Source organism: Deinococcus aetherius (genome assembly GCF_025997855.1).
Taxonomy (GTDB): domain Bacteria; phylum Deinococcota; class Deinococci; order Deinococcales; family Deinococcaceae; genus Deinococcus; species Deinococcus aetherius.
In genome coordinates, this window is sequence record NZ_AP026560.1 from 1,625,420 (window position 1) to 1,639,004 (window position 13,585).

The window sequence follows — 13,585 nt, forward strand, 5'->3', positions numbered from 1 at the left end:
AGGGAAGGCCTGACCCTTAGCCTGGGAGGCGTCATGACCAGAATTGCCGCATTCCTCGGCCTGGGCGCGATGGGCGGGCCTATGGCCGCGCACGTCGTCCGGCAGATGCAACGTCAGGGTGGGCGGGCCCTCGTGTGGAACCGCACCCGGGAGAAGGCCGAGCGGCACGCCGCCGAGTTCGGGGGCGAGGTGGTGGACCTCCCGGGACTTGCCGAGGCCGACGTGATCTTCACCTGCCTGCCCACGAGCGCCGAGGTGGACGAGGTGCTGGACGGGGTGGCGGACGGGCTGAAGGAGGGCGCGACCTGGGTGGACTGCACGAGCGGGCACCCGGAGGCGGCGCGGCGGCAGGCGGCCCGGCTGGTGGAGCGCGGCGTGGCCTTTCTCGACGCGCCCGTGAGCGGCGGCACCTCGGGGGCGCAGGCGGGGACGCTGACGGTGATGGTGGGTGGGGACGCGGCGGCGCTGGGGCGGGTGCGGGACAGCTTCGCCTTCGCGGGCAAGGTCGTTCATGTGGGAGACGTGGGATCGGGCTTCGCGGTGAAGGCGGTGAACAACGCGCTGCTGGCGGTGACGCTCTGGGCGACGGGCGAGGGGCTGGCCGCGCTCGCCCGCTCGGGGGTGAATCTGGGGGCCGCGCTGGAGGTCATCAACGCGAGCAGCGGGCGCAGCAACGCCTCCCAGAACCTGATCCCGGCCCGGGTGCTCACCCGCGAGTTTCCCGCGACCTTCGGGCTGGGGCTGCTCGCCAAGGACGCGGGGATCGCCGCCGACGTGGTGCGGGAAGCGAGGGCGAGCGCCCCGGTGCTGATGCAGGTCGAGGCCCTGATGCGCGCCGCCGCCACCGTCATCGGCGCGGACGAGGACCACACCGCCGCCCTGCGGCTGATCGAGCGCATGAACGCCACGGAGATCAAGTGAGCCCGCTGTTCGGCGTCGCCACGGACGGCGGGCTGGACGCTTTCGCGGGGCTGAGAAACGACGTGCCCGTCGCGCCCTTCAGCGTCAACTTCGGCTCCAAGAGCTACCGCACCCGGGAGATCAGCCGGGAGGACCTGTTCCGCGAACTGCAGACCAATCCTGTCCATCCCACGAGCAGCCAGCCCACCCCGCAGGACTGGGCGGCGGCGTACCGGGCAGCGGGCGAGCGGGAGGGCGGCACGGTCCTCCCCGTCCTGGCCCTCACGATCAGCTCGGGGCTCTCGGGCAGCCGCAACGCCGCCGAGCAGGCGCGGGCGGTCGTGCCGGAGACGCCGGTGACCATCCACGACACGCGCACCCTCAGCGCCGCGCAGGCCTTCCAGGTCCACGCCGCCGCCACCGCGAGCGAGCGCGGGGAGACGCTGGAGACGGCGCTGGACTGGGTGCGGCGGACATACGAGGAAACCGAGCTGTACTTCACCATCGAGACGCTGGAATACCTGCGGCGGGGCGGGCGAATCGGGCGGGTGCAGGCCACGCTGGGCGGGCTCCTGAACCTCAAGCCGGTGATCACGGTGGAGCGGGAGACGGGCGCCTACACGAACGTGGGCCGCGCCCGCAGCTACAAGGGGGCCATCGAGGCGGTCGCGGACCAGGTCACCCGGCGCCACGGCGAGGGCACTCCTCTCCGTCTCGGCCTGCTCTACGGCAGCGTGCGCGAGGACGCCGACGTGCTGCTGGAGGTGATCGAGCGGCGGCATCCCGTGGTGTGGTCGGGCTTCGCGGGCGTGAACCCGGTGCTCAACGTCCACACCGGGCCACGGGCGCTGGGGGTGGCGGCGGCGCCGGGGGCGTGGGTCTGGGAGCGGTAGCTGGACAGGTGCGCCGCCTATGTACAGCGCCCACACGCGGGGGCCCTACCGGTCCAGTCGGGGTCGCCCTCGGGGAAAGCTGACAGCACGCGTTCACGGTCCGTGAACCCGGGTTCACACGCCGCGTGAGAATGGCACGCCTCTACCGCACCTCCTCGCTGGCGACGACCGCCTGAAGTTCGCCCAGCGACTCGCGGACAAGGGGCGACCAGTCCTGGGGACGGGTCTGGTTGATCCACCGTTCGAACGCGACCCTGAACACCACGATCCCGGCCTCGGCGGCCAGACCTGCCGTGGGGGCCGCGACCCCGCGCCGGTGCAGGGCGTCCCGGATGGCCGAGGCGAGGGCGGCCAGTTTGCTCAGCTCGCGGGCTTGCAGCTCCGCATTCGCGTCGATCACCGACTGGCGCCGCCGGGAGCGTTCGACGTTCTCCTGGAAGATGGCCCCGGCCGCCTGGAGTCCGGCCGCCACCGCTTCCATCGGCGCTGCGGACGGCGGCGCGCCGACGACGGCGTTCACGACCCGTTCGTGCCACGCGCCGGCGTCTCCGAACAGCACCTCCCGCTTGTCGGCGAAGTGCCGGAAAAACGTCCGCTCCGTGAGGCCGGCCCGTTCGGCGATCTCCGCCACCGTGGTCTGCTCGAACCCCCGCTCGATGTACAGCTCCAACGCCGCCTGCTCCAGTCGGCCGCGCGTATTCGGCTCCCACCGACCCATCCATTGATTCTACCTGATGACAGTGGCTGACATATCGTGTACACTCGCTCTGTCAGTGACTGACATCGGGCGTCCCGCCGCAAACGGTGCGTGTGGGGCGGGGTGACCGATTCACTGGAGGGGTAGCTATGAGGGTATTCGTTACGGGCGCGTCGGGGTTTATCGGTTCTGCCGTCGTTTCCGAGCTGATCGGCTCGGGTCATGGGGTGGTCGGGCTGGCCCGCTCGGACGCGTCTGCGGCGGCCCTCGCCGCCACCGGAGCGGAGGTGCAACGCGGCGACCTCGACGACCCGGACAGCCTCCAGGCCGGGATGGCCGGGGCCGACGGCGTGATTCACCTCGCCTACAACCACGACTTCTCGCAACCCGTGGCCGCAGCACAGACCGACCGGCGGGCCATCGAGACCCTCGGTGCCGCCCTGGAGGGCTCGGACCGGCCTCTGGTCATCGCCTCCGGGCTGTCCGGGTTCGCCCTGGGACGGGTCATCACCGAACGGGACGCGCCCGACCCGGTGGCCTACCCCCGGGTCGCCTCCGCCCAGGCCGCCCTCTCCCTCGCCCCCCGGGGCGTGCGCTCGTCCGTGATCCGGCTCGCGCCGACCGTCCACGGTGAGGGAGACCGGGCCTTCATCCCCACCCTGATCGGCGTGGCCCGCCGGAAGGGCGTCTCCGGCTATATCGGCGACGGGGAGAACCGCTGGCCTGCGGTGCACCGCCTCGACGCCGCGCGCCTCTTCCGCCTCGCGGTGGAGGGGGCGCCTGCGGGCTCGGTCCTGCACGGGGTCGCCGACGAGGGGGTGCCAGTCCGCGAGATCGCCTCCGTCATCGGGCGGCACCTGGGGTTGCCGGTGGTCTCCATTCCCGCCGAACAGGCCGCCGAGCACTTCGGCTGGCTGGCCCGCTTCCTCGCCGCCGACACCCCGGCCTCCAGCACGCTGACCCGTGAGTTGCTGGGCTGGCAGCCGACCCATCCGGGGCTCCTGGACGATCTCGAACAGGGCCACTCCTTTCTCCACCCCTCCTGAACGTCAGGGGTAAAGAGGCGGTGTTCCGCCCTTCGGCGGGTGGCGGGTGGGGTGCAGGTCACGCACCGGGTCCACGCCCACCGCTCCCGGGCGGACGGGGCCCGGGTGGTCAAGAGGTGAAGGGCAGCCGACCCGGTGTCCCCGCCTCCCCGCGCAGCCAGGCGACCAGCGCGGCGCGGGCCTCCGGACGAAAGCCGTAGGTCAACGCGGCGGGGGCGGGCACGTCGAGGACGGCGTAGGGGTTGTAGAGGGCGAGGTGGAGGTCGGGCCGGGCGCGGGTCAGGGCGGGCTGACGGTGACGGGCCGCCGTGGCGAGGATCACGGGGAGGCCGAGAGCACGAATCGCCGCCCAGTCGAGTTCGGCGGGGTCGTCGTAGGCGAGGAGGTCCACGTCGTACACGGCCCCGAGGTCGTGGGCGAGGGTGTGGGCGTCCACGCTCGCCTCGCTGACGTTCTCGCGCGTCACCTTGCGCTGGGCGACGAGGCGGACGCGGGCGCCGGGCGGGGGGGCGACGGGGGTGTGGTACACGCTCAGGCCGCGCGCCCAGGCCTGGGCGAAGAGGGGCGCGTCCGTCTGGAGGTCGAGGGCCGGGTCCGCCCCGGCGGGGTGGGCGGCTGCGAGCGAGCGCAGCCGCTCCAGGCCGGCCTCCACCTCTCCCCGGTCCAGAGTGCCCGTCAGCGCGTCCCCGATGGCCGCCAGAGTCGCCTCCTGCGCCTCGCGGCGGCCCAGGGCCATCACGAGGTCGGCCCCGGCCCGGAGGGCCATGACCGCCGCCTCCCCGCGCCCGTAGTTCGCGTCGATGGCCTGCATCCCCATGCTGTCGGTAACGGTGACGCCCGGGTAGCCCCACTCGCGCCTGAGCAGGTCGGTGAGGACGGCGCGGGAGAGGGTGGCGGGAGAGTCGGGGTCGAGCGCGTCGTAGACGATGTGGGCGGTCATGACGGCGGGGGCGCTCGTCAGGCAGGCGCGGAAGGGGACGAACTCGACGGCGTCCAGCTCGGCGCGGGTCTTGCTGACCCGGGGCAGCGCGAGGTGGCTGTCGAGGTGGGTGTCGCCGTGGCCGGGGAAGTGCTTGACGCAGCCCGCGACCCGCTCACGCGCATGGCCTCGCAGCGCCGCCGCCCCATGCCGGGCGACGAGCAGGGGGTCTGCGCCGTACGCCCGCTCGCCGATCACGGGGTTGGCCGGGTCCACGTTCACGTCGAGGACGGGGGCGAAGTTCCAGTTCACACCCACCGAGCGCAGTTGACGGGCGAGGGCGGCGCTTACGTCCTCGGTGAGCTGCGCGTCGTCCGCCGCGCCGAGGCTCATCGCGGAGGGGGCGAAGGGCCAGAAGGTCGGGCGCAGGATGGCGCCCCCCTCGTGGTCGAGGGCGATCAGAGCGTCCTCGCCGAGCAGGTCGCGCAGGTCGGCGCAGAGTCGCCGCAATTGCCCCGGGTCCTGAACGTTCTTGCCGAAGAGGCACACGCTGCGGATGTCGTGCCGCCGCAGGTGGGCCGCCGTGTCCGCGTCGAGGGTGGGGCCGGGGATGTCCACCATCACCAGCGAGCCGGGTTGGAGAGAGGTCACGCGCCACAGCCTAAGCGAGGGCGGGGCCGGGTGCGTATCCTGACGCCCATGCATCCCATCCTGGCAGCCCCTCTTCTGAAGACACTGCGGGGCCAACTCATCGTGAGCGTGCAGGCAGACGAGGGGAGCCCGCTGCGGGAGGTCAGCATCATCGTGGCGCTGAGCCGGGCGGCCCTGGCGGGCGGCGCCTCGGGCCTGCGGCTGCGCGGCGGCGAGGACATCCGGGGGGTGCGGGCTCGGCTGGAGGCGGAGGGCCGGAACGTCCCCATCATCGGCCTGACGAAGAACAGCCACCCGAACACGGAGGTTTACATCACCGCCACGCCGGACGAGGTGCGCGAGGTGGCCCAGGCGGGCGCGGACGTGGTGGCCTTCGACGGGACGGACCTGCCCAGGCCCTTCACGGTGGCCGAACTCGTCCGGGCGACGCACGCGGCGGGGGCGATGGCAATGGCGGACATCAGCACGCTGGAGGAAGCGCAGGCGGCCTACACGGCGGGCGCGGACATCGTGGGCACGACGATGAGCGGGTACACGCCGCACAGCCCGAAGCAGGCTGGCCCCGACTTCGCCCTGATGGACGCCCTGCGGGCCGAGGGGCTGCCCTTCATCGCCGAGGGCCGGTTGAACACACCCGAGCTGGCGGCGGAGGCGCTGCGGCGCGGGGCGCACGCGGCCGTGGTGGGGAGCGCGATCACCCGCCCGGATCACGTGACGCGCTGGTTCGCCGAGGCGGTGCGGGGGGCGTGAGGGTTCCCGCGAGCAGGTTGGGAGGCAGCCCCACCCCCAGGACGCGCAGCACGGGCAGGCCCGGTTCGTACAGCAGGACCGTGGTCGGCACGAGGGCGGCGACGTACAGCGAGTCGACGAGCGCCATGGGGATGAGCGCGGCGAGCCGCAGGTATAACAGGGCCTCCTGCCCGGGGCGCCACAGGAACCACAGCCCCAGCGCTCCCAGGGCGGCAAAGGCGACGAACCCCATGACGAGGTGAGACCGGGCGTGCGGCGGCCACTGTGGGTCGAACGGGTGGGGGTTGAACGGGTGGGTAGCGTTGCCGTCGATCAGAACATCGCCGAAGAAGACGAGGATGGGGGTCAGGACGAGGCGGCCGGGGTTCAGGGTGGGAAGGGCGTCACCCTTCACGGTCGAGGCCGGGAGCCAGGCGCCTCGCCACCGGAGGCAGCAGCGAGGCCAGCACCACCCCGGCGAGCAGCCACGCGGTGAGGGCCACGCTCTGCGGCTGTCCCGGCTTGATCGCCACGCCGGAAAAGGCCCACACGAACACGGCCCCGTACACCGGGTCGCGCCACGCGAAGCGCCCCAGCAGGCCGATGCCCGCGCACGCGAGCAGCATGATGACCGCCCAGGCGGGCGCGCTCAGCCCCAGGCCGCTGAAGCCCACGAACTCCAGTGCCCCGGCGATGGTGATGACGCTCGCCACGGTGAGCCACCCGGCGTAGAGGCTGGCGGAGACGCGCAGCACGCGCTCCAGCCCCGCGACCCGCACCCGGGGAATCTCCAGCGCGTGGTACAGCCACAGAGCGGTGAGAAACTGCCCCAGGAGGACAGCGACCGACAAGAGGCGCTCCTCGCGCTGGGTGACGACGAACCAGACGAAGTTGAAGACCATGTTGACGATCAGGGGCACTCGGGCCCGGGTGTAACGGGGGTTGTCCCGGCCCGCCCCGAAGGCCTGCGCGGCGGCCAGGCCCAGCAGCCCCGAGTAGATCGGGCCCCAGATGCTGAACGCACCGTTCACCGGCAGGATCAGGATGCCCGTGTTCTGGCGGTCCGACAATTCCTCGATACTCGGCCCGAACCAGCCCCGCGCGCTGCTCAGGACTCCCAGAACAATGCTGAGAAAGGGCACGGCGAGGGCGGCGGCGCGCAGGAGTCTCCCCGGTCCCTGGCCCGGCGCGGAGACCACGGGCTCCGGCACCCCGCTCGCCACCTCGCTTCCCAGCGGGCCCGCGAGGTGACTCACGGCCCGGCCCACTGCGGTGACCGCCCCTCTCAGCGTGCGGAGCAGGGTCCCTCCCAGGTTGCGGCCAGCGGCCAGCATCGCGTGGGGCAGGGTCAGGGAACGCCAACGGTTCACGAGGGTCATACCGTCCTCCTTGAGGGTGAGTGGGGCCCGGTGCCCCATAAATCAATCGACCGGTCGATTGATTGATCTACGGTACACTGTGGATGGGAAGGAGGGCAAGCGGTGGATTCGGGAGGGCGCGCAAAAAATCCGGTGGGCCGCCCCCGGCGTTCGGGCACGGAGGGCGGGGGCGACACCCGGGCGCAGATCCTCGACCGGGCCGAGGCGCTGCTGACGGCGCGGGGCTACGCGGGCATGTCGATGGACGACGTGGCGCGGGCGGCGGGCCTCACGAAGGGCACGCTCTACCACCACTTTCCCGAGGGGAAAGACGCCCTGATCCTGGCGGTCGGGCACCGCAGCCTGGAGCGGCACGGGGACGCGCTCTCGTCGGCGATCCTGGCGGCGCGGGGAGCGCGGGCCCAGCTGGAGGCGGTGGCCCGCTGGGGGCTGGAAAGCAGCGGCAGCCCGGCGCGGGTCCTGCGCGACAGCGGCCGTTTTCTGCCTCGGGCTCACGCCGAGGACATGGCGCGGGCCTTTCAGACCCGGGTGTACGGGCAGGTGCTGGGCGTGCTGGAGGGCGGCGCCCGGCGAGGCGAGTTGCCCCCCCACGACCCCGAGTTCGCGGCCTGGGCCCTGCTGGGGCTCGTGGCAGAGTTCGCCGAGTTGCAGGAGCTTTTGCCCCGGCCTCGCCTCGCCGAGCAGATCGTGGGCCTGGTGCTGGGCGGAATCGGGGGTGAGTAGGCCTTTCGCCGCGCTACAGGCTGGAATCGTCACGCCAGATCAACCACGGGGCACGCTCGCCACGCCGGTAGAAATGGAGGAAGGCGTCTACCCCTTCATGAAGCGGGACCACCCACGACGAGGGAAACCCGTCCACCTGCCCGTTGCTCAGGACAAACCCGGAAACCGTCTCTTCCAGGTCCTCAGCCTCAGTCGCCCGCGTCGTCCAGCCCGGGTGGTCCCCGTCCACGTCGGGAAGATGCATCAGGCACGCCTCTCGCCCGTTGCCGAGCAGGAGCAGAGGGCCGTTCTCCGGGTCACCCAACCAGACTTAGGCGGAGCGGCCCTCGCACATGGGCGTCAGATGCCCGCGCAACTCCTCCTCGTCATGGATCGACAACTCCAACCCGGCGAGGCTGAGCAGGCTTGTTCGCACCCCGTCACCGTAGCAGGGCATCCCATCCCCCGCCCCACATGAGACCCCGCCCCTTTCCTCTCAGACGCGTTCAGGAACCTCACGCTACAGTCTGGGGCACGCCCTCAACCTGCTCTCAAGGAGTGCCCATGAAGAAGTTCCTCGTGACCGCCGCCCTCTTCGCCCTCGGCAGCGCCAGCGCGCAGAAGACGCAGATGGAGTTCTGGACGATTGCGCTCGCGCCCCTCTTCAACGACGAGATGAACCGCCTCGTCGCCCAGTTCGAGAAGGAAAACCCGAATGTGGACCTGAAGTGGGTGGACGTGCCCGCCTCGGCCATCGAGCAAAAGCTCCTCGCCGCCATCGCCTCGGGCCGCCCGCCCGCCGCCGTGAACCTGTCCTCGGACATGGTGGTGAAGATGGTGGACCAGGGCGCGCTGGAGCCGCTGACCCTGACGGACGCCCAGAAGAAGCTGTACTTCCCCAGCCCGCTGAACACTTTCACGTACGACGGCAAGGTGATGGGCCTGCCGTGGTACTGGGCGCCGAAGGTCGTGGCGTACAACGTGGACATCTTCCGCAAGGCGGGCCTGGACCCCAACAACCCGCCCCGCACCATCCAGACCCTGATCGCCGCCGCGCGTCAGATCAAGGACAAGACGGGCATGTACGGCTTCGTGCCCAACATCAACAACCTCAACCTGCTGTACCTCTTCCAGGAGGCGGGGCTGCCGGTCTTCGACAAGTCGGGCGGCAAGGCGGTGTTCAACTCGCCGCAGCACGTCCAGCTTCTCCAGACGTACGTGGACCTGTACAAGAAGGGCTACATCCCCGAGGACACCATGCGCCGGGGCTTCACTGCGGCGACTGAGCTGTATTCGAGCGGCAAGCTGGGCATGCTGATCACCGGGCCGCAGTTCATCCTGCGCGTGGCGAACGACAACAAGAACGTCTACGACGTGACGAAGGTCGCGCCCTACCCCATCAACATTGCCGGGAACGTCATCCACACGCCGCTGATGGGCTTTTCCGTGCCCAAGGGCGCGCGTGACAAGGCGCTGGCGCAGAAACTCGCCCTCTTCCTGACGAACGACGTGAACCAGCTCCAGTTCTCCAAGGTCACGAAGACGACCTTCCCGAGCACCGTGAAGGCGAGCACGGACCGCTTCTTCAAGCAGGGCGGCGCGGGCGCCATCGACCAGGGCAAGCTCGTCGCCAGCACCGAGCTGAAAAAGGCCAAGGACCTGACGCTCGTGTACCCCGACGCCAGCAAGCTCAACAAGGTCTTCAAGGACAACGTGGAAGCCGCCATGACCGGCCAGAAGGGCGCCAAGCAGGCCCTCGACGACATCGTGAAGGCGTGGAACGCGAGCCTGTAAGGGCAAACGAAGTGATGAGGGGCGGCGCGCGAGCCTGGGAGGACCGGGCTGCGTGCCGCCCCTTTTGGCCTTTTTTCTCCCTCCCCCCTTGTGGGGGAGGGCCGGGGAGGGGGGTGGCAGGCCCCGCCTGCCCTCCTTTCCCACGAGGTAAACAAGTGCGCCCAGCCAGCCTTTTCCTGTTGACCGCCCTCCTCCTCTCCCCCGCCCTCGCCGCCCCCCTCCCCGTCACCCCCGTCCCCGACGCGCGGGCCGTCCAACCCAGCCCAACCCTCGTGCCCCAACCCAGGAAGGCGGAGTTTCCGACTGGAGTGCTCCCCCTCTCCGGCCTCGGCGTGCGGGTGGTGGGGAACGCGCCCGAGCTGGGCTGGGCCGTGCGCGACCTGCGGGGCGAGTGGAAGACAAGGCTGGGGGCGAGTCTCCCCGATGGAGGCAGCCGCAGCATCGTCATTGGCACGCGGGCGGACGCGGGGCTGGCGGCGAAGGCGCGGGCGGCGGGCCTGGACACCGAGGCGGCGGAGGGGTACGCGCTGTGGGTGGACGGGACGGGGGCCTATGTGGTGGGGGCCGATGCCGAAGGGGCGTATTACGGCGCTCAGACGCTCCGGCAACTGCTCACGCCCGACGGGGTGCGGTTCGCGCGGGTGCAGGACTCGCCCGCCCTGGGGCAGCGGGTGGCGATGCTGTACCTCGACGGCTCGGGCGGGGCCGTGAACGACCGCCTGATCCCCATGCTCGCTGGGCTCAAGTACAACGCCGTTCTCGTGATGAGCAACTACGTCCAGTGGGACGTGGCCCGGTCGGGCGGCTGGGCCCATCCCGGCGGCGCCACCAAGGCGGAGGCGGCACGGGTGGCGAAACTCGCCCGCGAGCACGGGCTGGAGGTCATCCCCCTGATCGAGACGCTGGGGCACACGCAGTGGCTGTTCCAGGGCGGGAAGAATCTCGACCTCGTGCAGGACCCGGACTCGCAGAACCCCTTCGCGTACGACACGCTCAACCCGCAGACGTACGACCGGGTGATCTTCCCCGTGTTGCGCGAGGCCGTGCAGGTCTTCCAGCCCAGGGTCATCCACATCGGCCACGACGAGGTGCGCAACCGCGACCGTTTCCCGGCCCGTCCGAACGGCAAGGCGGCAGGCTTCGAGCGGCTGTTCGTGGACGACACGGTGAAGCTCCACGACTTCCTGAAGGCTCAGAACGTGGGCACGATGATCTGGCACGACGCGGCCTTCGCCGACAGCGTGATCGACTCGTTGCCCGCGCGGCTGCCCAAAGATATTCAGGTCGCGTACTGGGCCTACGCGCCGGGCAACGAGTTCCCGATGCTCGCGCGGATCAAGTCGGCGGGCTTTCCCGTACTCGGCGCCTCCTGGCACGAGCCGGGCAACGCGGAGGGCCTGAGCCGGGCCGCCGCACAGGTCGGGGCCGCAGGCATGATCCAGACACGTTGGTCGGGGTATTTCGGCAACCCGAGCATCTGGGACGGGCAGGCGGAGCAGGGGGTGGCCTTCGTGCGGGCGGGGGCGAGCTTCTGGAATCCGGCGGGGAAGGTGACGGGGGCGGACGCGGTGTTCCGGGACCTGTACATGCCGGGCGCCTACCGGAACACGGCGGGTGCCCTGGTCAACCTCACACCGCTCGTCACCCGCAAGCTGACCGACGACGATGAGCAGGGCTGGATTCTCAAGGGACCGGACACCGACCTGCGCAACCTCCCGAGCGGGAACGTGCGGCTGGGGTCCTACCGCTTCGACGTGCGCGGGGCCGTGATGCTGCGGGGGAACCGGGCGGCGGCGAAGGGGCTCCCCGAGCGGGCGACGGTCGAACTGGGGCGCAAGGCGGACGCCCTCGCCTTCCTGCACACGACGGGCTGGCCCAGTCCCACCCCACGCGACGTGATCGGGCGGTACGAGGTGCGCTACGCGGACGGCAGCACGCTGAACGTGCCGCTGGAGTACGGGCGCAACATCCGTGCCTGGACGGACACGGTGCCGACGAGCATGATCGCCGCGCCGGGGTGGGCGGGCAAGACGCGCGACGGCCTGGACGTGAACGTGCCTGTGCTGGAGTGGGCCAACCCCAAGCCGAACGTCGCCATCCAGAGCGTGACCCTGGTCAGCGAGGGCAAGGGGGCGAACCCGACGCTGATCGGGCTGACGCTGATCGGCGGGGGGAAGTAGGGGGCGGTCCAAACTGGAGCGGCGCCGGGTGTGGGAGTGTTCCTCGCACCCGGCGCCTACTTGTGTCCGACGGTCGCCGTGCCTATTCCCAGCGCGATATAGACGCCCCCCGTCACGTACTTCTGCCGCCGAGCGAAGACCCGGTTGCCTTGCAGCCGCTTCCCGACCGTCCCCGCCAGCAGGGCATACATGCCGTCGCTGAGGGTCGCCAGCAGCAGGAACAGGGCACCCAGGATCAGCGTCTGGACGGCCACCGGGCCGCGCTCGGGGCGGATGAATTGCGGGAGGAAGGCCAGGAAGAAGAGGGCGGTCTTGGGATTGAGCGCGTTGACGAGGGCGCCCTGCCAGAAGACCTGACTGAGGTGTTTGGGGGTGGGCATCTGGACCGCGTGAGTCTCCTCGGGGCCGAGCAGGGTCCGCACGCCGAGGAACACGAGGTACACGGCTCCCAGATACTTCACGAGGCTGAACAGCAGGGCGGACGACAGCACGAGCGCCGAGAGCCCGACCGCCGCCGCGAGGACGTGGACGAGCCCGCCCGTCTGCACGCCGAGCGCGGAGACCAGCCCCGCCCGCCTCCCCTGGTGCAGGCTGCGCGCGACGATGTAGAGGACGGACGGCCCGGGCACGAGCAGAAGTGCCAGCGCCGCGACGACGAAGAGGGCGAGGGTGGAGGGGTCGGGCATGAGGTAGACCTCCTGGAAAGGGTCGATGTCCAAATTCAGTTATCCGGCCGGGCCTGCGCGTGTCAAGCGTCCGGGAGGAGACGGGCATATGCGCGCGGATGCCACACCCACCCATGCGACGATCAGGCCGATGAGTGACACCCTGCGCCTGTTGGCAGACTACGAGTGCTTCCCGCTGTGGCGCCCGGATGGCGAGGGCGACCTGGACCCCGCCGAACTGAACCTGCCCGCCAACCTCACCGCGCGGCTTCTGGCCTGGGCAGATGCGTTCGACTCGACGCTGAACCGCAATGATCCAGCCTCTCCCCTGCCCATGCGTGCGGCCTTCCTGCGAGGCGGGGAGGACGAGTGGCACGGCTTCGAGCGCGAGGGACACACCCTCTGGCACATGTTGCAGGCGGCGCGGCCCGACCTGCGGGTCCGCTATCACAGCACCCTTCTGAGGCACACGCTGGAACCCGGGGAAGACGAACTCCTCGACCTGCTGGACGACGCGGGGGAGGTGAGGGGCGTGCTGTGGCGTTCGGCGTCGGAAGGTGTCAAGCACAAGTGGGGCGTGGTGGCCTTCCTCCGCAACGCGGCGGGCGAGCTGTTCATCCCACGCCGGGCCACCTACAAGACCCGTTGGCCCGGTGCGCTCGACTTCAGCGTGGGCGGATTGGTGATGGCGGGAGAGTCCTGCAACCAGGCCTTTATCCGCGAGGCTCGGGAGGAGCTGAACCTCGACGTGGCGGTTACCGGCTGGCAGGGAGCCGGAGCGTTCAGCCCCCACGACCACCACCTGCGCTGTTTTACTCGCGTGTACGAGGTGCCGTTCGAGGGCCAGCCGAAGCTCAACCCCGACGACTTCAGCGGCGGCGAGTGGCTGACACCGGATGAGGTGCGGAGTCGGGCCGAGGCGGGAGAGGCCGTGAACGGCGACCTCCTCGCAGTCCTTGACTTGGTGTATGGCAAGCGGTGATGCCTTCTCACCTTCAACACGTAAGGCGATGAACACTCTTATCCCGCC

14 protein-coding genes are annotated in these 13,585 nt (G+C 70.6%); 8 read left to right on the forward strand and 6 right to left on the reverse strand.

Going from position 1 to position 13,585, the window contains the following annotated elements:
* Nucleotides 1–33: 33 nt before the first annotated feature.
* Both DAETH_RS08105 and DAETH_RS08110 read left to right on the forward strand, forming a co-directional pair.
* Nucleotides 34–921 carry an NAD(P)-dependent oxidoreductase gene (locus DAETH_RS08105; RefSeq protein ID WP_264774392.1) on the forward strand — a complete coding sequence of 296 codons (888 nt, stop codon included), beginning with the start codon at nt 34–36 and terminating at the stop codon, nt 919–921.
* On the forward strand, nt 918–1,793 hold the full coding sequence (locus DAETH_RS08110; protein WP_264774393.1) for a DegV family protein: 876 nt from the start codon (nt 918–920) through the stop codon (nt 1,791–1,793). Before DAETH_RS08105 ends, DAETH_RS08110 begins: the two co-directional genes overlap by 4 nt.
* A 142-nt stretch (nt 1,794–1,935) precedes the next feature.
* On the opposite strand, the gene DAETH_RS08115 is transcribed toward DAETH_RS08110, so the two are convergent.
* Nucleotides 1,936–2,511 (reverse strand): TetR/AcrR family transcriptional regulator, encoded by a 576-nt coding sequence (locus DAETH_RS08115; RefSeq protein ID WP_264774394.1) that lies wholly within the window; start codon nt 2,509–2,511, stop codon nt 1,936–1,938.
* A 128-nt stretch (nt 2,512–2,639) separates the two neighbouring features.
* Here DAETH_RS08115 and DAETH_RS08120 point away from each other — a divergent pair, with 128 nt between their 5' ends.
* The gene (locus DAETH_RS08120; protein WP_264774395.1) at nt 2,640–3,536 is read left to right on the forward strand and encodes an SDR family oxidoreductase; all 897 of its coding nucleotides are present in this window, start codon (nt 2,640–2,642) and stop codon (nt 3,534–3,536) included.
* A 109-nt stretch (nt 3,537–3,645) separates the two neighbouring features.
* Here DAETH_RS08120 and DAETH_RS08125 read toward each other — a convergent pair whose 3' ends face one another.
* Nucleotides 3,646–5,106 (reverse strand): glycoside hydrolase family 3 protein, encoded by a 1,461-nt coding sequence (locus DAETH_RS08125; RefSeq protein ID WP_319993706.1) that lies wholly within the window; start codon nt 5,104–5,106, stop codon nt 3,646–3,648.
* 48 nt (nt 5,107–5,154) lie between these two features.
* On the opposite strand from DAETH_RS08125, the gene DAETH_RS08130 reads away from it, so the two are divergent.
* Nucleotides 5,155–5,856 (forward strand): N-acetylmannosamine-6-phosphate 2-epimerase, encoded by a 702-nt coding sequence (locus DAETH_RS08130; protein WP_264774396.1) that lies wholly within the window; start codon nt 5,155–5,157, stop codon nt 5,854–5,856.
* Here DAETH_RS08130 and DAETH_RS08135 read toward each other — a convergent pair.
* Together DAETH_RS08135 and DAETH_RS08140 are read right to left on the reverse strand one after the other, a co-directional pair.
* Nucleotides 5,801–6,250, reverse strand: a complete 450-nt coding sequence (locus DAETH_RS08135) for a hypothetical protein (protein ID WP_264774397.1) — start codon at nt 6,248–6,250, stop codon at nt 5,801–5,803. The genes DAETH_RS08130 and DAETH_RS08135 overlap by 56 nt on opposite strands.
* Nucleotides 6,240–7,214 (reverse strand): hypothetical protein, encoded by a 975-nt coding sequence (locus tag DAETH_RS08140; protein ID WP_264774398.1) that lies wholly within the window; start codon nt 7,212–7,214, stop codon nt 6,240–6,242. Before DAETH_RS08140 ends, DAETH_RS08135 begins: the two co-directional genes overlap by 11 nt.
* Before the next feature lie 102 nt (nt 7,215–7,316).
* Between DAETH_RS08140 and DAETH_RS08145 the strand changes: the two genes are divergently transcribed.
* Entirely contained in the window at nt 7,317–7,937 is a 621-nt protein-coding gene (locus DAETH_RS08145; protein WP_264774399.1) for a TetR/AcrR family transcriptional regulator, read from the forward strand.
* A 13-nt stretch (nt 7,938–7,950) separates the two neighbouring features.
* Here DAETH_RS08145 and DAETH_RS08150 read toward each other — a convergent pair whose 3' ends face one another.
* The gene (locus tag DAETH_RS08150; RefSeq protein ID WP_264774400.1) at nt 7,951–8,181 is read right to left on the reverse strand and encodes a hypothetical protein; all 231 of its coding nucleotides are present in this window, start codon (nt 8,179–8,181) and stop codon (nt 7,951–7,953) included.
* 299 nt (nt 8,182–8,480) lie between these two features.
* Here DAETH_RS08150 and DAETH_RS08155 point away from each other — a divergent pair, with 299 nt between their 5' ends.
* Together DAETH_RS08155 and DAETH_RS08160 are read left to right on the forward strand one after the other, a co-directional pair.
* Nucleotides 8,481–9,710, forward strand: a complete 1,230-nt coding sequence (locus DAETH_RS08155) for an ABC transporter substrate-binding protein (RefSeq protein ID WP_264774401.1) — start codon at nt 8,481–8,483, stop codon at nt 9,708–9,710.
* Nucleotides 9,711–9,889: 179 nt separating this feature from the next.
* Nucleotides 9,890–11,890 carry a beta-N-acetylhexosaminidase gene (locus tag DAETH_RS08160; RefSeq protein ID WP_264774402.1) on the forward strand — a complete coding sequence of 667 codons (2,001 nt, stop codon included), beginning with the start codon at nt 9,890–9,892 and terminating at the stop codon, nt 11,888–11,890.
* Between the two features lie 56 nt (nt 11,891–11,946).
* On the opposite strand, the gene DAETH_RS08165 is transcribed toward DAETH_RS08160, so the two are convergent.
* Complete coding sequence (locus DAETH_RS08165) at nt 11,947–12,576, reverse strand: LysE family translocator (RefSeq protein ID WP_264774403.1); 630 nt, start codon at nt 12,574–12,576, stop codon at nt 11,947–11,949.
* 88 nt (nt 12,577–12,664) lie between these two features.
* Between DAETH_RS08165 and DAETH_RS08170 the strand changes: the two genes are divergently transcribed.
* On the forward strand, nt 12,665–13,537 hold the full coding sequence (locus tag DAETH_RS08170) for an NUDIX hydrolase (protein WP_264774404.1): 873 nt from the start codon (nt 12,665–12,667) through the stop codon (nt 13,535–13,537).
* The last annotated feature ends 48 nt before the right edge of the window (nt 13,538–13,585 follow it).